The sequence below is a fragment of the Ruegeria sp. AM2 genome, from assembly GCF_056540685.1.
This window is the reverse complement of the sequence record NZ_JBQFXE010000007.1, coordinates 79846-99860: the sequence shown is the minus strand read 5'-3', so window position 1 is coordinate 99860 and position 20015 is coordinate 79846. Positions and strand designations below refer to the sequence as shown.

General features: G+C 56.4%; 18 protein-coding genes and 1 pseudogene. 5 read left to right on the top strand and 14 right to left on the bottom strand.

Annotated features, from left to right (window positions below):
• Nucleotides 1–70: 70 nt before the first annotated feature.
• Nucleotides 71–958 carry a haloalkane dehalogenase gene (locus ACR0CR_RS13975; RefSeq protein WP_480600033.1) on the top strand — a complete coding sequence of 296 codons (888 nt, stop codon included), beginning with the start codon at nt 71–73 and terminating at the stop codon, nt 956–958.
• Between the two features lie 24 nt (nt 959–982).
• Here ACR0CR_RS13975 and ACR0CR_RS13970 read toward each other — a convergent pair whose 3' ends face one another.
• The 3 genes and pseudogenes from ACR0CR_RS13970 to ACR0CR_RS13960 all read right to left on the bottom strand — a co-directional run bounded on the left by ACR0CR_RS13970 (nt 983) and on the right by ACR0CR_RS13960 (nt 4116).
• Nucleotides 983–1438, bottom strand: a complete 456-nt coding sequence (locus ACR0CR_RS13970) for an acyl-CoA thioesterase (RefSeq protein WP_480600031.1) — start codon at nt 1436–1438, stop codon at nt 983–985.
• Nucleotides 1439–1665: 227 nt separating this feature from the next.
• Nucleotides 1666–2400 (bottom strand): annotated as a pseudogene (locus ACR0CR_RS13965) (IS5 family transposase).
• Between the two features lie 120 nt (nt 2401–2520).
• Nucleotides 2521–4116 carry a GMC family oxidoreductase gene (locus tag ACR0CR_RS13960; RefSeq protein WP_480600029.1) on the bottom strand — a complete coding sequence of 532 codons (1596 nt, stop codon included), beginning with the start codon at nt 4114–4116 and terminating at the stop codon, nt 2521–2523.
• 107 nt (nt 4117–4223) lie between these two features.
• On the opposite strand from ACR0CR_RS13960, the gene ACR0CR_RS13955 reads away from it, so the two are divergent.
• The 4 genes from ACR0CR_RS13955 (at nt 4224) to ACR0CR_RS13940 (ending at nt 8344) form a co-directional block, all read left to right on the top strand.
• On the top strand, nt 4224–5462 hold the full coding sequence (locus tag ACR0CR_RS13955) for a TRAP transporter substrate-binding protein (protein ID WP_480600027.1): 1239 nt from the start codon (nt 4224–4226) through the stop codon (nt 5460–5462).
• A 67-nt stretch (nt 5463–5529) separates the two neighbouring features.
• Nucleotides 5530–6195 (top strand): TRAP transporter small permease, encoded by a 666-nt coding sequence (locus ACR0CR_RS13950; protein WP_480600025.1) that lies wholly within the window; start codon nt 5530–5532, stop codon nt 6193–6195.
• Entirely contained in the window at nt 6195–7553 is a 1359-nt protein-coding gene (locus tag ACR0CR_RS13945) for a TRAP transporter large permease (RefSeq protein ID WP_480600023.1), read from the top strand. Before ACR0CR_RS13950 ends, ACR0CR_RS13945 begins: the two co-directional genes overlap by 1 nt.
• Nucleotides 7554–7564: 11 nt before the next feature.
• Nucleotides 7565–8344: an IclR family transcriptional regulator gene (locus ACR0CR_RS13940; RefSeq protein WP_480600021.1), complete on the top strand. Its 780-nt coding sequence runs from the start codon at nt 7565–7567 to the stop codon at nt 8342–8344.
• Nucleotides 8345–8952: 608 nt separating this feature from the next.
• On the opposite strand, the gene ACR0CR_RS13935 is transcribed toward ACR0CR_RS13940, so the two are convergent.
• The 11 genes from ACR0CR_RS13935 to ACR0CR_RS13885 form a co-directional block, all read right to left on the bottom strand.
• Nucleotides 8953–9261, bottom strand: coding sequence for a hypothetical protein (locus ACR0CR_RS13935; protein WP_480600019.1), 309 nt, complete (start codon nt 9259–9261; stop codon nt 8953–8955).
• On the bottom strand, nt 9261–10586 hold the full coding sequence (locus ACR0CR_RS13930) for a CdiA C-terminal domain-containing protein (protein ID WP_480600163.1): 1326 nt from the start codon (nt 10584–10586) through the stop codon (nt 9261–9263). Before ACR0CR_RS13930 ends, ACR0CR_RS13935 begins: the two co-directional genes overlap by 1 nt.
• Before the next feature lie 590 nt (nt 10587–11176).
• On the bottom strand, nt 11177–11809 hold the full coding sequence (locus tag ACR0CR_RS13925) for a tyrosine-type recombinase/integrase (RefSeq protein ID WP_480600017.1): 633 nt from the start codon (nt 11807–11809) through the stop codon (nt 11177–11179).
• 468 nt (nt 11810–12277) lie between these two features.
• Nucleotides 12278–13375: a M56 family metallopeptidase gene (locus ACR0CR_RS13920; RefSeq protein ID WP_480600016.1), complete on the bottom strand. Its 1098-nt coding sequence runs from the start codon at nt 13373–13375 to the stop codon at nt 12278–12280.
• Nucleotides 13362–13757: a BlaI/MecI/CopY family transcriptional regulator gene (locus ACR0CR_RS13915; RefSeq protein WP_480600161.1), complete on the bottom strand. Its 396-nt coding sequence runs from the start codon at nt 13755–13757 to the stop codon at nt 13362–13364. The genes ACR0CR_RS13920 and ACR0CR_RS13915 overlap by 14 nt, the downstream gene beginning before the upstream one ends.
• A gap of 66 nt (nt 13758–13823) precedes the next feature.
• Nucleotides 13824–14225 (bottom strand): DUF2160 domain-containing protein, encoded by a 402-nt coding sequence (locus ACR0CR_RS13910; RefSeq protein ID WP_480600014.1) that lies wholly within the window; start codon nt 14223–14225, stop codon nt 13824–13826.
• An 8-nt stretch (nt 14226–14233) separates the two neighbouring features.
• Nucleotides 14234–15031 carry a carbohydrate ABC transporter permease gene (locus ACR0CR_RS13905; RefSeq protein ID WP_480600012.1) on the bottom strand — a complete coding sequence of 266 codons (798 nt, stop codon included), beginning with the start codon at nt 15029–15031 and terminating at the stop codon, nt 14234–14236.
• Nucleotides 15028–15891 carry a carbohydrate ABC transporter permease gene (locus ACR0CR_RS13900; RefSeq protein ID WP_480600010.1) on the bottom strand — a complete coding sequence of 288 codons (864 nt, stop codon included), beginning with the start codon at nt 15889–15891 and terminating at the stop codon, nt 15028–15030. The genes ACR0CR_RS13905 and ACR0CR_RS13900 overlap by 4 nt, the downstream gene beginning before the upstream one ends.
• On the bottom strand, nt 15891–16964 hold the full coding sequence (locus ACR0CR_RS13895) for an ABC transporter ATP-binding protein (RefSeq protein WP_480600008.1): 1074 nt from the start codon (nt 16962–16964) through the stop codon (nt 15891–15893). Before ACR0CR_RS13895 ends, ACR0CR_RS13900 begins: the two co-directional genes overlap by 1 nt.
• 1 nt (nt 16965) lies before the next feature.
• The gene (locus tag ACR0CR_RS13890) at nt 16966–18015 is read right to left on the bottom strand and encodes an ABC transporter ATP-binding protein (protein ID WP_480600006.1); all 1050 of its coding nucleotides are present in this window, start codon (nt 18013–18015) and stop codon (nt 16966–16968) included.
• Nucleotides 18016–18096: 81 nt separating this feature from the next.
• Nucleotides 18097–19836: an ABC transporter substrate-binding protein gene (locus ACR0CR_RS13885; RefSeq protein ID WP_480600004.1), complete on the bottom strand. Its 1740-nt coding sequence runs from the start codon at nt 19834–19836 to the stop codon at nt 18097–18099.
• Nucleotides 19837–20015: the final 179 nt, after the last annotated feature.

The following is a 20015-nucleotide window of genomic DNA, read 5'->3' as shown; positions in this document are numbered from 1 at the left end:
CACTCTGATAGAGTTTCCGGCAGGGGCGTGTCGCACGCCCGCGCCATTTGACAATCAAAGGATCAGCGTCATGCCGACAGATCAGCCCGCGTATTCCAAGAAAACCGCCACAATCCACGGCAAGAAAATGGCCTACGTCGAGATTGGGGAAGGCGACCCGATTGTCTTTTTGCACGGCAACCCGACCTCGTCCTATCTGTGGCGCAACGTGATGCCGCATCTTGAAGGGCAGGGGCGGTTGATCGCGCCTGATTTGATCGGCATGGGGGATTCCGAGAAACTCGATAATTCGGGGCCAGATCGCTATACGTTTGCGGAACACAAAACATATCTGTTCGCGCTGCTGGCACATCTTGGCGTCACCGAAAATGTCACCTTGGTCGTTCACGATTGGGGGTCGGGCCTTGGGTTCCATTGGGCGCATACGCATCCCGACGCAGTCAAGGCCATTGCCTTCATGGAGGCAATCGTGGCCCCGGTGCCAAGCTGGGACGCTTTTCCTGAGGGCGCGCGCGATATCTTCAAAGGGTTTCGGTCTGTGGCCGGCGATGAGATGATCCTGCAGGGCAACGCATTCATCGAGGGTGTTCTGCCCAATTCCATTCTGCGCAAGCTCAGCGAGGTTGAGATGGAGGAGTACCGCCGTCCCTTCCGCACCCCCGGCGAGGATCGCCGCCCAACCTTGACCTGGCCGCGCCAGATTCCGATCGAAGGCGAACCGGCGGATGTGGCCGAGATCGTCAAAGCCTATGGGGCGTGGCTGGCCACGTCGGATGTGCCCAAACTTTTCGTCAACGCCGAGCCGGGCGCGTTGCTGGCCGCCGGACCCGCGCGCGACTTTGTGCGCAGTTGGCCGAACCAGACTGAAGTCACCGTTCAGGGCATCCATTATGTTCAGGAAGACAGCCCCGACAAGATCGGACAGGCCATTGCCAACTGGCTGCCGTCGGTCACGTGACGCAGCAGGTTGCAGTCCTTTGCGTCAGCTGTCTGACGGGATTGATACGCTGTATCCAGATTTGAAAGCGTCCGGCATTCGCGTCGGACGCCCGGTTTTCAGGTTCGTGCAAACGTAGTCTGATTGGGCCCGCAGGATCGTTTTACGGTCGCCCAGACGGATCATCTGAAACAGGCGGCTGGCGCGCAGACGCCCGTCATTGGCCGAAAGCCAATTGTAAACCACGATTTCATCATCCAACAGCGCCGAGGACAGATAGTCGATTTCGTGTCGCACTGCCGCCATGCCACGATTGAGGTCCAGGCACACTTGTTCCGTCAGGCCCGCATGGCGGGTGTGCTCCCATACAGTCGCATCCATCCATTTCAAATAGACGGCATTGTTCACGTGATGAAAGCCATCCAAATCGTCTTTGGTAACCTTGAACCGCTTCCAGAAAGAGCCCGGATAATCTGCGAGGGAGGATATGTCGTCAATCATCGTGCGATAAACACCAATTGGGAACTGAATGGGAAAGCACGAAAGCCCCTTTCCCTACCTTACCTTTACAAACATAAAGAGTGCCCATTCGTCTATCTATCCATTTATGGTAAACACTGTTTAGGACGTAACGTTTCGGATCATAACCCGTACTTTGCATCTGGCAGTAGGGCCTTTGCGGATCATGTGGTTTCGTCAACCTCGGTCAAAAGCTTGCGACACAAAATCTAGGCTTCAGACTCATTGATTTTCAGCCAGAATAGAACGGTAGCCGCGAGTGCGATGGCCGTCAGGAAGACCTTCGGGCGTCCGTCGTAGCGGGCAGGCTTGTCGCGCAACTTGCGACCTGGGATGCAAGGCCTAATCCTCCTGTCATTAAGGGCTTTGCGGAACCAGCCCGTGTCATAGCCTCGATCTCGCAGCTGCCACTCAACCGATGACAGAGTGCTCACCAGAGCCCTGGCCCCTGTGTAGTCGCTAACCTGCTCAGCGGATATGAAGAGGCGGATGGGGCGTCCGAGGCTGTTAATAACGGCGTGCAATTTCGTATTCATGCCACGCTTGGCGCGTCCGATCAGTCTGCCGCCTCCCTCTCTTTTTAAGCCGCAGGCTGGAGGCTGTGCGGTGCGCTTTGAGGTAGGTCGCGTCCACTGCCCAGAAGTCAAATCGCAGTTTCGATGAGAGGGATTTATTATGGTTTTGTGATCGGCGTCTTCGGCAGCCAGCCCGTTCATGTTCCGAGCTAATACACCCATAGCGCTCCATCGGTTCCAGCGGTTGTAGAGCGTTTTCGGCGACCCTCATTCGCAAGGCGCACCCGTCCACCGCAACCCATTGCGATTGATGAAAATAGTCCCACTCAGAGCATACCAGTCGTCAACCCTCGGCTGGCCATGGCTCTTCGGAAGGTAGGGCCGAAGCCGCGATATCTGATCGTCGATCAACCAGAATAGACTACTCATTATGCACCCCCTGAACCTCAGGCGCTTGAATAATGTGGACGGGATGCCGACAACCAAATCAATGGGTCCAGAACCTAAGATATTGATCACCTGTCTCGCGGGATCGCGCCTGCCGTGTGGTCAGAGATCCGCTTTGACCAGATCACTTGCCTTTTCCCCGATCATGATCGCAGGAGCGTTGGTGTTCCCGCTGACAATCTCGGGCATGATCGAACAGTCGGCAACGCGCAGGTTTCCGATTCCATTGACCTTCAGGGCGGGGTCGACGACTGCGTTCTGCGATGTACCCATCGCACAGGTGCCTGTTGGATGATAAATCGAAACCGAATTCGACCGCGCCCAATCCAGCGTGCCTTCAAAGTCATCGTCTGACAGTTGCGCATCAGGGCGGAACTCTTCCGAGATTTTTGACGCCAACGGGTTATGCCTCGCGATCTTCCGGGCGATGTTCACGCCATCGACGATGGTTCGGCAATCGGTTTCCGTCGACAGATAATTCGGGACGATTTTGACATATTCGGAGGGGTCCGGGCCGTCCAATTGCAGCTCGCCCCGGCTTTCGGGACGCAGTTGGCAAACCGACATCGTAAAGGCCGAAAAAGGGTGCACCCCTTCGCCAGGGCTGTCCGCAGACCACGGCTGGACGTGGAACTGAATGTCGGGCGTCTGAACGTCGGGGCGGGTTTTCAAAAACCCGGTCGCAAGACTTGCTGCCATCGTCATGGGGCCCGCGCGGAACAAAGCGTATTTCAGCGCAATCCGGGCCTGATTGAATAGGCTGCGCACCTCGTCATTCAACGTTGGCTCGTTGCATTTGAATACAAGGCGCGCCTGCAAATGATCCTGTAACCCTTTGCCAACACGAGGCAGAGAGTGAACAGGCTCAATCCCGTTTTCCTTAAGGTGATCGGGATCACCGATGCCAGATAGCATCAAAACCTGCGGAGAGTTGATTGCACCGCCGGACAGGATGATCTCTCGGCGAACGGTGATTTTCTGCATCGCGCCGGACAGGTCGCGATATTCCAGCCCGATTGCCTTTTTCCCGTCAAGCACGACGCGCGTTACAAGCGCGTGGGTGATAATGTTCAGATTGTCCCGGTGCCGGACCGGTTTCAGATAAGCAACCGCCGCGCTGCAGCGGCGCCCATTGCGCGTGGTCAGTTGGAAGTAGCCCACGCCTTCCTGATCTGCACCGTTGTAGTCGGGGTTAAAGGGATAACCCGCTGTCTGCGCTGCAGCGACCCAGGCGTCGCAGATCGGTCGTTGTATGCGCATATTCGACACTGAAAGCGGGCCGCCCGTGCCGTGAAAGGCATCCTCGCCGCGTTCCTGATCTTCGCTGCGCTTGAACAGGGGCAGCACATCATCCCACCCCCAGCCGAGATTGCCCATCTGACGCCAGCGGTCGTAATCCTCTTTCTGGCCACGCACGTAAAGCAGACCGTTCAGCGACGATGACCCGCCCAGAACCTTCCCGCGCGGCCAGTCGATCGCGCGTCCGTTCAGTCCAGGGTCGGGCTCGGTGCGATAGCACCAGTCGACCGTCGGGTTGTGCATGGTTTTGAAGTATCCGACCGGGATGTGAATCCAAGGATTCGTGTCCGGTCCACCAGCCTCAAGCAGGGCGACTTTGGTACTGGGATCGGCGCTCAGACGATTGGCAATGACGCAGCCGGAAGACCCCGCGCCGACAACCGCATAATCCACCTCCATGACCGTCTCCTCCCAAAGCCGTCAAAAAACTCTATGCAAATTGCAAGAACTATACTAGCCTTTTTTGATACAAAACGTCTCAATAATTGCGATACGGGAGGATAGCAATGGAGATCGGACGGAAACTGAGTGGCATTTCACGGCGGGATTTCTTCCGCGTGGCCGGGCGCTATGGCATGAGCTCGACCCTGCTGGCAGCAGGTGGGTTCGGCGGCGCGATGAGCTTGGCAAACTTGGCCCAAGCCGCTGAATCAAATTACGAAAAAAGGTTCTCGAAAGAGCCCAAACACACGCTGAAATTCGGTGCGGCAGGATTCAACACCCGCAACCTGCTGATCGAACGGGCCGGGGCCATCGAGTTCGCCCGCGACCTTGAGGAACGCACCGATGGTGAGATTCGCATCGAGTTCATCGGTGACAATCAGATCTGCGGTCAGCTGAGCTGTGTCGAAAAGACTCAGCAGGGAATCGTCGATATCTATGCCGCCTCAACCCAGAACTCGGCGGGTGGTGCACCATATCTGAACGTGCTGGACTATGCGTACATGTTCCCCAGCCGTGCCGCGCAGTATCATTTCTTCTACAGCCCGGAGAGTCAGCGTATCTTGCGTGACCCCCTCGAGAAGCGTCACGGGCTGAAGTTCCTGTTCACGCATTGCGAACTGCGCGGACTTCAGATGGGTTCGACCTTTTCGGACAAACCGACTGTGACAAAGCTGGAAGAACTGTTCGGAACAAAGAACCGCGTCACCGGAACACAATTGGGTCGGATTGCAATGCAGCTGCTGAACCTCAACCCCGTGCCCGTCGCGTGGGAAGAAACGTTGGATGCGCTGAAAACCGGCCTGATCGACGGGGCCGAGACTTGGGCCTCAGCCGTGGCTTACGCAAACATGGCCCCTGTTGTGTCGCAATCGGTGAACCTCAAGTTCTTCTGCGGCACCGAGCATACTTCGATGTCAGCCAAGGTGTTTGATGGTCTGAGCGGTGAGCTGCAGGATGCAGTGATGGAATCCTCGTATTTCACGCAGGCCTTGATTCAGGGCGCGAACGAGGCGGCATTGTTGAACACTGTTGGTTTCTCGGACCCACAACTGCCAAACACGATCTTCGCTGAAAACGGTGTACGCGCTGCATTCCTTGCGGATGATCAGATCAAACTGGCCGAGGAAATGTGTGCGCCGAACTACAACCCCGAACCTTGGGCGCAGTGGCGTGAGCGTCTGAACAACTGGGCGGGCGGCATCGATACCTATCAGGAAATCTACGACATCGCGCGCGAGATTCCGGCAGACATGCTGCCCGAGAATGTCGAACCCCGCCGGTGGTGGATGGGCACAGCCTGATCAAGCAGAACGAACCGGCCCTTTCGCGGGCCGGTTCCACCAAACACCGACTGGGAGGACGGGGTTCATGTCGTTGTGGGCAGATATCGGCGCGATTTTCAGCGCCTTACTCAGCCGGGATTCGTTCGAGATTCAAACCGCGCTGCGGTCGGACGCCGCCTGGGTGGTCGGCGTGGTCGTCGCGGCGCTTGGCGGATTGCTGATCATGATGATCTACCGCAAAGTGCCGTTCATCGAGCGCCACCTGGAACGCTCGGTCATGGTGTATTCCTATCTGGCCATCGCGCTGATCATCTTCTGGGGCGTCATCGACCGGTTTGTGTTCAATGATCAGGAGCCCTGGTCGACAACCATCCCGCCGCTTTTGTTCATGGTAATGGCCTGGTTCGGGGCGTCCTACAACGTGCGCCTGCGCACCCATCTGAGCTTTTCCGAGTTCCGCACCGCGATGCCGCGCGGGGCGCAATTGTCCTGCCTGATTTTGGATGCGGTCCTGTGGTTCATTTTCGCTGTGATTGTCATCGTGACGACGACCCGTCTGGTGGCGCTGTCGGCCTCGAACTTTCAGATCGTGCTGGGCACGGACAACATCATGCAATGGTGGTTCCTGCTGGCCGCGCCGCTGTCGTTCTTTCTGATGGTCGGGCGGGTGTTTCAGAACTTGGCCGATGATTTCAGAAACTGGAAAACAGGAGAGCCGCTGCTGCAGCAGGCGGTGATAGGGTCGGACTGATGGCGGACGGAACCTGGGTAACTCTGATCTCGATAGGGGTCACATTTCTGTTCATGCTGGGCGTGCCGGTCCTGCTGGTCATCAGCTATTGGGTGATCGGTTGTTCCTTTGTCCTGGGCCTGACCTTGGACAATATGGGGGCCGAGCTTCTGAACGTGTTCAACAAGGGTTTTGCCCTTTTGGCGATGCCATTGTTCATCCTGACCGGTGACCTGATCAACAAATCCGGTATCGCCCGCAGGCTCAGCGATTTTGCCTATGCTTGTCTGGGTTGGATACGCGGCGGGTTGGCCATGGCCTCGCTGGGGGCGTGCGGATTGTTCGCGGCGATTTCGGGATCGAACTCGGCCACAACGGCAACAATCGGATCGATGCTGCACCCTGAAATGGTCAAGGGCGGCTATGACGAACGGTTCAGCGCCGCCACCGCTGCGGCGGGCGGCACGGTCGGGATCATCATCCCCCCTTCGATCATTTTCATCGTCTACGGGTTCCTGATGAACCTGCCAATCTCCGAACTTTTCGTGGCCGGTATTCTGCCCGGCGCGCTGATGGTTATCGGCATGCAACTAGCCTGTTGGATCATCTGCCGCATGAATGGCTGGGGCTACCTGATCCCGCTGCAACTGAATCGTATCCTGAAAACCGCCTTTGGCGCGTGGCTTGGGTTCTTCGCCATCGGGCTGGTCCTATGGGGCATCTACACTGGCAAGTTTTCACCCACCGAAGCCGCCGGCGTGACCGTTGGCTTCTGCGTGATTGCCGGGCTGGTCAGCTATCCGATCAACCGCATCATGGGCGCGCGCAACAACATTCCGCCGACCGAGAAAACCTATGCCGAGATGTTTGTGGTCGAAGGATTCACCATCCCAGAGATACCTTCGATCGTGATCCGCTCGGCGCAGATCACCGGTATCCTTGCTCCTTTGATCGCTGTGTCGGTCGTGATGCAGCAAATCCTGTCGTTGCTTGGGGCGCAGCAGACGATTGGTGATTTCGTCACTTCGATGGGTGGATACCATGCCGTGCTCTTTACCTCGATGGTGATCGTGTTCTTTTCCGGCATGGTACTGGAAAGCCTGCCCGTGACGATCATCCTTGCGCCGATCCTGGCCCCAATTGCCGCCTCGGTCGGTGTTGACCCGATTCATTTCTCGGTGATTTTTCTGGTTGGGGCCTCCATTGGGTTCATTACCCCGCCCTATGGGCTGAATCTGTATGTGGCATCAGGTGTGACCGGTGTGCCTTATTTCCGACTATTGCGGTATACGGTGCCCTATCTGGCAGCTCTGTTGTCGGTCTGGATATTAGTGTCGCTGGTGCCCGATCTGGCCTTGATCCTACTGCCAAACAACTAGAATGTAGCGGGATGGCCCACACGGATGCACAAGAGAAAGAGTCTCAAATCCCGACAAACTTGCGTCTGCTCGTGATCCTGGAAGAAGTTGCACGGCGGGGGGTTGCGGTAAGGCCGTCGGATCTGATCGAGACGCTGGGCTTGGCAAAACCGACCGTCCACCGCCTGCTGCAAACTGCCGAGGCCGAAGGGTTTCTGCAGCGCGATCTCGATGGCCGATCCTACGGTCCCGGAACGCGTCTACGGCAGCTTGCGGTAAACACTGTGTCGTCCGAGCATCTGCGCACCGCACGCCTTGCAATCCTGCGGGGGGTGGCAGATGCGATCGGCGAAACCTGCAATCTTGCGATACCAGATCGGGAAGGCATGATCTATCTCGACCGCGTTGAAACAAAATGGCCTTTGCGCATCCAACTGCCTATTGGTTCCCAAGTGCCGTTTCACTGCACCGCGAGCGGAAAAATGTACCTGTCGACGCTAAGACAAAACGTGCTGGATGGGTATTTGTCGGCAGGTATATTGCCGGCCAACACCGGGCGCACTCTGACGGATCAGGAGGCCTTGCGTGCCGAAATCGCGCAGATTACCCGCATGGGGTATTCAACGGACAACGAAGAATTCATGACAGACATGACCGCTGTTGCCGTTCCGGTCATTGATGCAGGTAACAGGCTGGTCGCAACGCTCTCGGTACACGCGCCAACGCAACGCTATAACCTGACAGGGTTAATTGCGTTTTTGCCGGTTTTGAAGGCTGGGGCGGACAAGTTTTCAAAACTGCTTTCCACCTGACAGAGGGTTATCCAACCAAAGTGACCTTGCCTCGCATCCGTATCTGGGCCCCGTGGCAGATACGTCCTTAGGTTATGGACCCACTTAATTCGTTGCCAGTATCTCGGTTTCATGATTCAAGCGCCTGAGTTTCAGAGGTATATTTTTAGCAATCGGATGAGTTGCAAACATTTGGAACGGCTAAATTCAACGACTTACTTGATACACCTTGCGTCCGCTTCCTCCGGGCTGGCTACAAATCAGAATTTATGGTCAGTCTACCGCCTCAATTTGACTCCGCTGATAACTTGGAAATGCCCTACTTGATGGTAACCAGAAGTTTCGGGAGAAGAAGGCTATGGCTCGACCCAAATTGCCCTCGGACGCAGAGCTTTCCGTTTTGGTTCGATATGCACTGTCTCAATCGATAGAGAGGGTGACCGAGCCAACTTGGCGCGTACTGCTGCTGCCAATGATTCCGGGAACAACATGAGCAGAAAAGACGCGGGCTTTGCCAAGTGATTTTGGCGGTCTTGCCCGAACCGTACATTCGCCGCACGATCTACGGACAAGATTGACGCGGACAAAGTGGGCTTTCGCTGCAAATGGACCAATGACTGCCCTTGCTCTCAGCCCTCCCGGAAATCGACGAAGGTATCATCCTTGCGGATGAGTTTACGCCCGGGTAAGGAGCTGTAAAAGTCCATCAGTTTTGCAAGTGCGGCCACGCTTTGATCCTTTGAATGGCGTGTCCAGACATAGGTTTTGAAACCTTTAACGATGCCGTATTCTTCCATGATCTCCTCATGGAATGGACCCAGATCGTCACCTGCTTTCCAAAGTTCCCAAAGTCCGCCGACATTTCGTGCATGAGCGTCAAGCCGCTGTTGCAGGTCGTCCAGTTCCAAGTCAGTATGAATATTATAGTTGATCGCCATCACAGCTTCCCAATTGTTCCATCTGGACGCACGATAATCACGTCCCCAAGCCCCTCAATTGGCCAATCCACAAACTGTTGACGGAGTTCTTCCTCGTCTACATTGCTGTCCTGCAGACCGATGACCACGTTTAACGTTTGTTCGTCTTCTACCTTCTTTTTTACGGTACTCCAAATGTTCCGAACGCGGTCGGTATCTGGCACATAGTGATCGTAAATCTCTCCGTTGATCAGGTAGTCGGGATTTTTTAGCCCGTCGACCGCTGGATTTTGAAAGACGTCAAAACCATTTTGCCCCAAAACCTGGGCAGATTCATTTTCTCGTCGATGCCCTCGTTGCGTCGTCCGATCTGAATTAGGATCGATCGGAGTCGGCTCACCTGGTCGGACTGCAACGATATTCGGCCCGGTTTCTTCTGGGAATGGTGTCGAAAAGATGTTGTCGGTCGGATCATCAGGGATTGGCGAGCCGGTGTGGTTTGGCAAACCCAAATCTTCAATAGGATAGGTTTCAAGCCATTGCTCTATCCGTTCCGGTGTGAAGCCCGGCAATTGCCCCAATCGACGCTCATCTTCCGTCAATTCGGGGAAAACCTCGACCCAGCCCTGTGCCAACTCACCATCCAGAGGTGTAAGCCGGTTTGCCTCCAAAGCCGCCAAAGCTTGTGCAGCCAGTTGGCGTGCAAGCTCTACTGCCCCAGCCGCATTCTCGTTTGGCAATGTAAACAGCCCTGGTTGGACCATTTCATAGAGCCCGATGGCTTCCGCAATTACTCTCGCCCGGTCGCCGCGTTCCAGTGTGTCAGACAAGAAACCATTCTCGGCAAGTTCTTTCGCCATAGCGTAGGCTTGGGCGGCCAGGATGCCTTCAACGGTGTACAGATCAGCGCCCAGGATTTCTGCCGCATCGCGCACACGTCTCTCGTTCGCAGCGCGCGGGAAGTCTTGAAGCCGGTTGCTTGCTTCAAGGGCCGCGTATGCTGCCAATCCTGCGGGCGAGCGCGCAAGCAAGCCATTACCCAGACGTCGAACTGTATTGTTGCCGTTTGGAAAGATTTCAGCTGTCGGCGCGAAATCAGCAAGCACAACGTTGCTCGACACGGCAGGAGAAATCGGCTCGGCAAAGCAACGACTATTATGTGCTTCGCCGGGGTGCCCGCCTTCAGGTGGATTGTCCCACCGGAACACTCGGTCGTCATAGGCCGCATGGCTGTCACGCACCTTAGCATCATCCTGCGAGCGCCAGATATATTGCTCAATCCCGAGGTCTTCCTGCCGGAGCTGGTTGATCAGCCCAGCAAAGGCCCGCAAAAGGCGTTCTTCCATGGTCGATCGAAGCGGTCTAATCCGTTGCGGGTGGTTTTGATACTCGCTGAATATGCCCTCAAGTCGCGCATCCCAAGCGCTAAGCACTTCCGTCTTTGCATCGGACACATCTCGCAAATCGGATGCCGAAACAGTCGGTACCGTGTCAGGCGGCGTCAGCGCGTTCAGGAGCATCCGCGTGTTTTCGGAAATTACCCGGTCGAGACGTTCGCTGAAATCAACCCGCAAAGCCGTGTGGCTAGGAAAAGTGGATTTGAGTGAAAATCCTACACGGAAGCCAACCAGACGACCGTTCCGTTGCGTTAGATCGAAATGACCGTCACCGCCGTGCCGGATAAAGTCAACGAAACTGTGTTGCATGGAACTTCCCAGCGTGTGCAGGACAGGTTCTATTCGCAGCTGGTTAAGAAAATCCAAGACCACCGTTCGCAACGCACTCGCGGAGTACAACGCACCCTGCCGGCGTCGGAAGCGGACATTCATGCACGACACGGCATTCGTTGAAATGGGCTCAAACCGCACCACTGCCGCGGTGCGACCTTAGGTCTGGTCTGGATTGGCGAACGGCAAGGGCCGCCCGCCAACATAGTTCAAATGTCGATTTGTTCGGCAATGCTCAGCGCATCTTCAAGTTCGACACCAAGATATCTGACAGTGCTGTCAATCCTTGTGTGACCGAGCAGCAGTTGAACAGCCCTGAGATTTCCGGTTTTGCGGTAGATCTCCGCAGCCTTGGTCCGGCGTAGCGAATGGGTGCCATAGCCGCTGGGCTCCAACCCAATCGCAGCCACCCAATCCCGTACAAGTCGGCCATATTGGCGAGTTGAGATATGTGGGCGGCCATGAAACCGGCTCGGAAACATGAAACGGCAGCCAATCATTTCTGGTGATTTGACCCACGCGGTAATCGTATCACGCGTGTTTCCGGAGAGTTCGAATTGAACGGGCCGCTTGGTTTTGCTCTGGACTACGGACACCCTTTCGCGAACGCAACCATCCCTCACCAAGTCGGTGACGGCCAGTTTCACCAAATCGCATCCACGAAGCTTGCTATCAATCGCCACGTTGAGCAACGCAAGATCGCGCAGGTTGCCCGCCAGTTCGAGCCGTGCTCGGATCGCCCAGGCCTGTTTCGGCAACAGTGGTCGTTTCTTGCCGATGATCCGGCCCTTGTTCCAGGCTCTACGTTTCGGGGTCACAGCGGGAAGTTGGACTGTTGGCATGGTTTGCCCTCCAATCCACCCACCATGCCCAGACATCAGCACCGCGCCGACGCCTGAATATTATCGTCGGTTTGAATGGCCGTTGCCCGATTGCTTGTTGGTTGAGAAATGCTGCAGACGCATTGGGCCAGTCTGAGCCCATTCTGACAAATGCCGCGTCGCGCACGAGTGACGTCGATACTCTGATTGCTGCCATTGGCCTGCGCAAGGCGGCCCATGGCTGACCTTCAACTACAGATAGCAATGCTGCGTTTCTGCAGGTCGGAACGACCATTGGCTGCTTTCAAATCGTTCTCGGTCAATCGATGTCGAGCAACACAGGCGCCCGCATTAAGCCGTTGATAGCGGTACTTTGAATCCAGACTCATTGAAAACCAGCAGCACTGTAACGCCGAATCTGCGAGCAACTTGCTAGCAATACCCGTGGGGCCGTCTCTCCAACCCACGCCGGCCTCAATATTCGGTCTATCAATTTCCCTGATTCCGAGCTTCAAGCCGTTCCAGATTTACAACCGTCGAAAGCATCAGACGATCATGGCTCCAATCCTGAGTTTGACGCACTGAGGCTGACCCAATGGCAAGTACAACAACCAGAGAAAGCGTCATTCCCAAGAAAATCGCCGACAATTGTGTGGTCGCCACGGGCGCATCGGTCAGGGCAATCACACGCTGACGCAATTCATGCTTTGCTTTCTGCCCGTTCACCAAAGCCACATGAAGAATACGAGGGCTCTTCAGCTTCACCGAACGTGTGCAGTATTCTAGCAAGCAGGCGGTATAGTCGGTCGCGTCAATGCCTTTGCGCGAGACGACGGACTGATCGCAGGCTAACTCGCGAAGCCGGTCGAACTGATGCTTCATGGCCAAATAGGCCGGGTTCCAGAACAGCAGCGGGCGCAGAAGCTCGAAGCCCAATTCCCATTCCACGTCCAATGCGCGGATATGCTGGAATTCATGCGCCAGAGCAAAGCGCAGATCGCGCGGTGAGTTCAGCAGATGGCTGGGCAAAACGACGTGGCGTCGACGAAGGCCGCGCACCGCAAATGGCACGGTGACGCGATCCGAGATACGGATATCCACCTTTGCCGACTGTCGCCAAAGAAAGCTGGACCGTACGGCTTTGCGAATTGTAAGCGCGTTGCGGACAACCCGAATTGCCAGAACAGCCGATAGAAGAACCAGCGCAATCAACGCGCAAGTCACGAAGACAGAGCCGCCTGACAAGACATAGTCGAGCCAGCGTTCGCGCGTATTCAAAAGGGTTTCGAATTGCGCGGCCGGCATGGCGATTTCGCCGCGCAGATAGGCCGCCACCGCAATATCCCCCAGCGCGACAACACGTCCAGGCCATACCTGAGCGACAAAACCAGAAACACCCATCGCCAGAACTGGGCTGAGCATAACGCCGATGCAAAGTATCTTGAGCGAACGAAGCTGAGCAACAAAGCCGTACCGCATGGGCGTCACCGCAAGGGCCCCGCGCACGACCAGCCAGATCAGCGCCGAAAATCCAAGCACAACGTTGAACTCGAGAAATGCGTCGAGAACCGGTTTAACCGCTGTCATTTTGCAGTCTCCTCTCTACCAGTGCTCGAATCTCCTCTAGATCATCTTCTGTGAGCCCCTCATCGTCGACCAGCCTTGCAACCAGAGTTGCGGGCGTGTCGTCAAACAGGGTCCGGGACAAATTCTGCAACGACCGCGACTGATACCTGTCCTTCTCCAGAAGCGGTCTGTAGACCAGCGACTTGCCTTTCTTCTCGCTTTCGACAAAGCCCTTTTCATCAAGAATCCGCAAAATTGTGGCTCCGGAAGTGTAGGCTAGATTGCGATCAGGCGGCAGGCGATCAAGGACTTCACGGACCGAGCCCTGACCAAGCGCCCAGAGTTCGTTCATGAACTCAAGTTCCACATCGGTCAGAAGATTTGTTGTCTTTTTCTTTCGCATCGGTCTCGGTGTCGCCATATTGTAGTATGCCTGACAGACAAGCATCCTTTCGCAGTTTCGCAAAGTCTAAACTTTCCAGAAGACGAAGACTCCCCAACCGATGGATAGGAAAAGAGGCGTCCAAACAGGTTGGCCCACCAGCCCGAGCCAGGCCAAGAAGATATAGGTCGAGCCCAGCAAGGTGATGAACAACCGATCCCCTAGCGTGGTGATCAGCCCCAGCACGCCGCGCCGCTCGATCCCGTCCCGGAATTTGAACCCTTCCAGCAAGCCAATTAGGGCGATGGCCGAAAAGATACCGATGAACACTGCCAGTGTTGCCGGGGTCCATGCCATCCAGAAATCCGGCCACAAAGGAGCGGTCCACGAGAACCCTTTTTCCTCTTGTTGGCCGACACTGCCCCAACCGGCCTGTTGGGCATAGGCCACTGAAGGCAGGAACGGCAGAGTGACAAGAAGTTTACGCATATCGAACCTCACACACGTCCCATCGCGAAACCGCGCGCGATGTAGTTGCGGACAAACCAGATGACGATGGCGCCGGGGATGATGGTCAGGGTTCCGGCGGCTGCCAACAGACCCAGCTCATACCCCGCGCTCGAGGCGGTGCGGGTCATCACGGCGGCGATGGGTTTCGCCTCGACCGCGGTCAGGGTTTTGGCCAGCAGCATCTCAACCCACGAGAACATGAAGCAGAAGAAGGCCGCGACGCCGACACCTGCCTTGATGTTGGGCAAGAAGATCGTCACGAAGAAGCGCGGGAAGGAATAACCGTCCACATAGGCGGTTTCGTCCAGCTCTTTCGGGATGCCGCGCATGAAACCTTCCAGAATCCACACCGCCAGCGGCACGTTGAACAATGTATGCGCCAACGCAACGGCCAGATGCGTGTCGAACAACCCGATCGAGGAATAGAGCTGGAAGAAGGGCAGCGCAAACACCGCCGCCGGTGCCATCCGGTTGGTCAGCAGCCAAAAGAACAGCTGCTTGTCACCCAAGAACCTGTAGCGCGAAAACGCATACGCCGCAGGCAAAGCAACACAGACCGACAGTACCGTGTTCAGCGTCACGTAAAAGATCGAGTTTATATATCCCCAATACCATGTCGGGTCGGTGAAAATGGTGATGTAGTTCTCCAAAGTGAAGGTCTGGGGAAACAGGGAAAAGCCCGACAAGATCTCGTTCGTTGTCTTGAAGGACATTGCCACCAGCCAATAGATCGGCAGCATCAGGAACGCGATATAGAGGATCGGGATGAGGGACCGCTTCTTCATTGCGCGTCATCCCTTGTCATCAGAGTGTAGAAGACCCAGCTGACCAGCAGCGTGATGGCGAAGTAGATCAGGCTCATTGCGGCCGCAGGGCCGAGGTCGAACTGTCCCAGCGCGATCTTCACAAGGTCGATCGACAACAGGGTGGTTGAGTTGCCGGGGCCACCGCCCGTCAGAACGAAGGGCTCGGTATAAATGTTGAAACTGTCCATAAAGCGCAACAGAATGGCGATGGTCAGTACAGTTTTCATCTTGGGCAGTTGGATATAGCGGAACACGGACCACGGGCTAGCGCCATCGATCTTTGCGGCTTGGTAGTAAGCATCCGGAATAGACACGAGACCCGCATAGCACAGCAGCACCACCAGCGAGGTCCAGTGCCAGACATCCATGACGATGACGGTGATCCAGGCCGACAAGGGCTGTTGTGTCATGTCATAGTTGATGCCCAGAACATCATTCAGGAAGTAGCCCAGCAGGCCGATTTTAGGCAGGGTAAAGATGTTCCACATTGAGCCGACCACGTTCCACGGGATCAGCATCGGCAGGGCCATCAGGACCAGACAGACCGGCACCCAGAAGCCTTTGCGGGGCATCGAAAGCGCCACGATGATGCCCAAGGGCACCTCGATCAGCAGGATCAGGAAGGTGAACAGGAACTGCCGTCCCAACGCGGCCTGGAAGCGATCCGAACGCAGGATTTGCTCGAACCAACCAAGTCCTTCCCAGAAGAACTGGTTGTTACCAAAGGTTTCCTGCACCGAGTAGTTGACCACCGTCATCATCGGCACCAGTGCATTGAACGCGACCAGCGCCAGTACCGGAAGGACAAAGAACCAAGCTTTTTGGTTTTCTGTTCTCATCAGCTGCGCTCCTCGGTTGCGATCCAGCCGTCGCGGTAAACGCGAGATTGTTCTGGTTTGAATTGCAGGAACACCTGTGAGCCCGGTTCAGGCACAGAGTGTTCGGTCACTGCTTTGAGGTTCGTATTGCCGACTATCGCGCTGACCACATAGTGGCGGCCGATATCGGACACTTTGGTCACATGCGCCGGGATGCCAGCATCGCCAAAGCCCACATATTCCGGGCGGATGCCCAGATCGGTGCGGCCTCCGTCGCCATGAGTGGGGCCTTCCAGCATGACCTCATGGCCTTCGAACACCGCGCGGTCGCCCTTTGCTTCACATGGCAGGACATTCATGCCGGGTGATCCGATGAAATGGCCTACAAATGTGTGCTGAGGGCGTTCAAACAGTTCAACCGGGGTGCCGATCTGCACCACTTCGCCTTCTTGCATGACAACGACTTCGTCGGCGAAGGTCAGCGCTTCGGTCTGGTCGTGGGTCACATAGATCATCGTGGCTTTGACGCGCTGGTGCAGTTCTTTCAGCTTGGACCGCAGTTTCCATTTCAGGTGTGGGTCGATCACGGTCAGCGGCTCGTCAAACATCACCGCGTTCACGTCATCACGGACCAGACCGCGCCCCATCGAGATTTTCTGCTTGTTGTCTGGGCTCAGGCCACTGGCACGAGTGTTCAGCATATCCGTGACGTCCAGCATCTCGGCGATCTCATCGACGCGACGTTTAATCGTCGCCGGGGCAACACCTCGATTTTTCAGCGGAAAGGCCAGGTTTTCGCCCACAGTCATCGTGTCGTAGATCACCGGAAACTGAAACACCTGCGCAATGTTGCGCTGATCGGGGGGCAGGGCGGTGACGTCCCGGTCATCGAACAGGATTTGCCCTTCGGACGGGGTCAGAAGGCCCGAGATGATATTCAGCAAGGTGGATTTGCCACAGCCCGAGGGCCCCAGCAGCGCATAGGCTCCGCCATCGCGCCAAGTGACGTCGATTTCCTTCAGCGCGTAGTCATCCGGGCCCTTAGGGGTGGGCATATAGCTGTGTCGCAGGTTCGAAAGCTTGATCTGTGCCATGTCAGGCCACCCTTTGGCCGTCGTGGCCGAAATACCGGCAATGGGCCGGGTTCATATAGAAACTGTGATCCTCGCCGACCTGATAGGGGTGAACCCCTGCCGCCAAAGACACCCAGTCGTCCGAGCCATGCCGGAAATGCGCGCTGGAATCCGATCCCGACAGCTCGGTCACGATCACGCGGCCTGTCAGTTCAACGTCAGCCTCGGATGTCCGGATCGGGGTGATGCGATGAGGGCGCACGGCGACCATGTATTCGCCATCAGCCATATTCTGAACCGCCCAGCCTCCGCCTCCGGCAAGCTGCGCCTGTGCGCCTGAAACCGTGATGCGAGCCACGTTGATCGGTGGGTCCGAGAACACACGCGCGGCGGCGATGTTTTCGGGATTGCGATAGATGTCTGCTGTCGGGCCGAACTGCGTGACGCGACCATCCTCCATTAGGGCGGTGTAGCCGCCCAGCAGCAGCGCCTCTTCGGGCTCGGACGTGGCATAGACCACCACGGCCCCGCGCCCGGCGAAAAGGTCGGGAAGCTGTTCGCGCAATTCTTCGCGCAATTTGTAATCGAGATTGGCCAGCGGCTCGTCCAAGAATACGGCGCGGCTTTCTTTAGCAATCGCACGGGCCAAGGCGGTGCGTTGTTGTTGGCCACCGGACAACTCGTGCGGACGGCGATGTAGCATCGGTCGCAGTTGCAGCAAGTCGGCGGCCTCTTCAACGCGACCTTCAATCTCGGATTTCGCCATTCCGGCCACGCGAAGCGGTGAGGCGATGTTGTCGAATACGGTCATATGCGGGTAGTTCACAAAGAACTGGTGGACCAGGCTAATCTGCCGCTTCTGCGTATTCAGCTTTGTCACATCCTGCCCATCCATGAAGACCTTGCCTGAGGCGATCGGGTCCAGCCCAGCCACCATCTTGATCAGCGAGGTCTTGCCCGATCCCGTAGCCCCCAGTAGCACATTGAAATGGCCAGTCTGCAGCTTCAGGTTGGTAGGCTTGATATGAATGACATTGCCAACCCGCTTGGTGGCGTCTTGAAGTTCAATCATGTCCGTGGATTCCGGTCCTTCAGTGCATCGCACTGGTCGTAGGGTGGGGATGCCGCAAACGGCACCCCCGGTTTCAAACGCTTACTGAGACTGCCAGCGCTGAACCAGTTCGTCATAGTTGACGGTCTGGCCTTGCGGCTTTTCGTTCTCAAGCTTGGCCTTGGGCGAGCCTTCTTTTTCCAGCCAGAAGGCAGCATCCTGCGGCTCGTTCAGGCGCGGGCCACAACCGCCATAGACGTTGGCTGCTTCGTCGGCGGCCTGCATACGGGACATGGTGATGTCCATTTCTTCGGCCAAACGGTCCATCGCCTCTTGCGGGGTGAAGGCGCCCGAGTTCACGTCACCGATCTGCTGCCACCAGATTTGGGCCAGCTTCGGATAGTCCGGCACGTTGATGCCGGTCGGCGACCATGCCACACGGTCAGGCGAGCGGTAGAACTCGACCAGACCACCCAGCTTGGGTGCGCGCTCGGTGAACGACTCGTGGTTGACCGAGCTGTCGCGGATGAAGGTCAGACCCACATGGGACTTCTTCACGTCAACAGTCTTGGACGTCACGAACTGAGCGTAAAGCCAAGCCGCCTGGGCACGATCCTCGGGGGTCGATTTAAGGAACGTCCATGAACCCACGTCTTGGTAGCCGACCTTCTGGCCTTCTTCCCAATAGGGGCCGTGCGGGCTGGGCGCCATCCGCCACAGCGGTGTACCCTCGTCATCCACGGTATTGTTACCTTCGGACTTCGGCTTAACCATGTCAGCGGTAAAGGCGGTGTACCAGAAGATCTGCTGGGCCACATTGCCTTGGCTAAGCGCTGGCAGCGACTGGTAGAAGTCATAAGACGCCGCACCCGGAGGCGCATAATTCCGCAGCCATTCATCCCATTTGCGGATCGCATATACCGCAGCCGGGCCGTTTGCTGCACCACCGCGCGATACAGACGCGCCAACGGGGTTACAGGTGCCCGCTTCCATGCGGATGCCCCATTCGTCAACGGGAACACCGTTCGGCTCACCCACATCGCCGGCACCAGCCATCGACAACCAGGCGTCGGTCATACGCCAGCCTAGGTCCGGTGCGCGCTTGCCATAGTCCATGTGGCCATAGATCGCGACGCCATCGACTTCCTTCACATCGTTGGTGAAGAACTCGGCGATGTCTTCGTAGGCCGACCAGTTGACCGGAACGCCCAGGTCATAGCCATACTTTTCTTTGAACGCGGCCTTATTGGCCTCGTCATCGAACCAGTCTTTGCGGAACCAATACAGGTTCGCAAACTGCTGATCGGGCAGTTGGTATAGCTTACCGTCCGGACCAGTGGTGAACTGAATGCCCATGAAGTCATCCAGATCCAGAGTGGGCGAGGTTGTTGCCGCCCAGTCGCCACCCATCATGTCGGTCAGCGGATACGCCAGTTGCAAGCGCGAGTGCGTGCCGATCAAGTCACTGTCGTTGACATAGCCGTCATACAGGTTCCGACCCGTCTGCATTTGAGTTTGTACGGCCTGAACCACTTCGCCCTCACCAAGGATCTGGTGGTTGACCTTGATCCCGGTGATTTCCTCGAACGCCTTGGTCAGAACCTCGGACTCATAGGAGTGGGTCGGGATACCTTCGGACAGGACGTTGATTTCCATGCCGGCGTAGGGTTGTGCAGCTTCGATGAACCACTTCATCTCACCCATCTGCTCGTCTTTCGACAGCGTCGATGGCTGGAATTCGTCGTCGATCCAACGTTGTGCTGCGGCTTCGTCGGCCCAAGCAGGCCCGTGCCCCGCAATGACGGCCGCTGCCGCCACGGCGGAAAGTAGATGTCTCCGCATCTGTCTCCTCCCAAAGATTATGTGATCCGGTGCGGACCGGATGGCAAACAGCATCGGAGATATTTGGTGCAGCTGTCAAACTAAAATTTTAGTAATAACGCTTTGCCTTGATAAGCATATGATAATAAATACTATTTTTACCGTCGAAATACGTAAAATTGAAACTTGGTTCAATCAAC

Excerpts from the sequence above, each read along its gene's own strand:
- ACR0CR_RS13975 (WP_480600033.1), top strand. The coding sequence starts at position 71 with ATGCCGACAGATCAGCCCGCGTATTCCAAGAAAACCGCCACAATCCAC.
- ACR0CR_RS13925 (WP_480600017.1), bottom strand. The coding sequence starts at position 11,809 with ATGCCAACAGTCCAACTTCCCGCTGTGACCCCGAAACGTAGAGCCTGG.
- ACR0CR_RS13905 (WP_480600012.1), bottom strand. The coding sequence starts at position 15,031 with ATGAAGAAGCGGTCCCTCATCCCGATCCTCTATATCGCGTTCCTGATG.
- ACR0CR_RS13950 (WP_480600025.1), top strand. The coding sequence starts at position 5,530 with ATGTCGTTGTGGGCAGATATCGGCGCGATTTTCAGCGCCTTACTCAGC.
- ACR0CR_RS13885 (WP_480600004.1), bottom strand. The coding sequence starts at position 19,836 with ATGCGGAGACATCTACTTTCCGCCGTGGCGGCAGCGGCCGTCATTGCG.
- ACR0CR_RS13935 (WP_480600019.1), bottom strand. The coding sequence starts at position 9,261 with ATGGCGATCAACTATAATATTCATACTGACTTGGAACTGGACGACCTG.
- ACR0CR_RS13960 (WP_480600029.1), bottom strand. The coding sequence starts at position 4,116 with ATGGAGGTGGATTATGCGGTTGTCGGCGCGGGGTCTTCCGGCTGCGTC.
- ACR0CR_RS13970 (WP_480600031.1), bottom strand. The coding sequence starts at position 1,438 with ATGATTGACGACATATCCTCCCTCGCAGATTATCCGGGCTCTTTCTGG.
- ACR0CR_RS13900 (WP_480600010.1), bottom strand. The coding sequence starts at position 15,891 with ATGAGAACAGAAAACCAAAAAGCTTGGTTCTTTGTCCTTCCGGTACTG.
- ACR0CR_RS13895 (WP_480600008.1), bottom strand. The coding sequence starts at position 16,964 with ATGGCACAGATCAAGCTTTCGAACCTGCGACACAGCTATATGCCCACC.
- ACR0CR_RS13910 (WP_480600014.1), bottom strand. The coding sequence starts at position 14,225 with ATGCGTAAACTTCTTGTCACTCTGCCGTTCCTGCCTTCAGTGGCCTAT.
- ACR0CR_RS13930 (WP_480600163.1), bottom strand. The coding sequence starts at position 10,586 with ATGGAAGAACGCCTTTTGCGGGCCTTTGCTGGGCTGATCAACCAGCTC.
- ACR0CR_RS13940 (WP_480600021.1), top strand. The coding sequence starts at position 7,565 with ATGGCCCACACGGATGCACAAGAGAAAGAGTCTCAAATCCCGACAAAC.
- ACR0CR_RS13945 (WP_480600023.1), top strand. The coding sequence starts at position 6,195 with ATGGCGGACGGAACCTGGGTAACTCTGATCTCGATAGGGGTCACATTT.
- ACR0CR_RS13915 (WP_480600161.1), bottom strand. The coding sequence starts at position 13,757 with ATGCGAAAGAAAAAGACAACAAATCTTCTGACCGATGTGGAACTTGAG.
- ACR0CR_RS13890 (WP_480600006.1), bottom strand. The coding sequence starts at position 18,015 with ATGATTGAACTTCAAGACGCCACCAAGCGGGTTGGCAATGTCATTCAT.
- ACR0CR_RS13955 (WP_480600027.1), top strand. The coding sequence starts at position 4,224 with ATGGAGATCGGACGGAAACTGAGTGGCATTTCACGGCGGGATTTCTTC.
- ACR0CR_RS13920 (WP_480600016.1), bottom strand. The coding sequence starts at position 13,375 with ATGACAGCGGTTAAACCGGTTCTCGACGCATTTCTCGAGTTCAACGTT.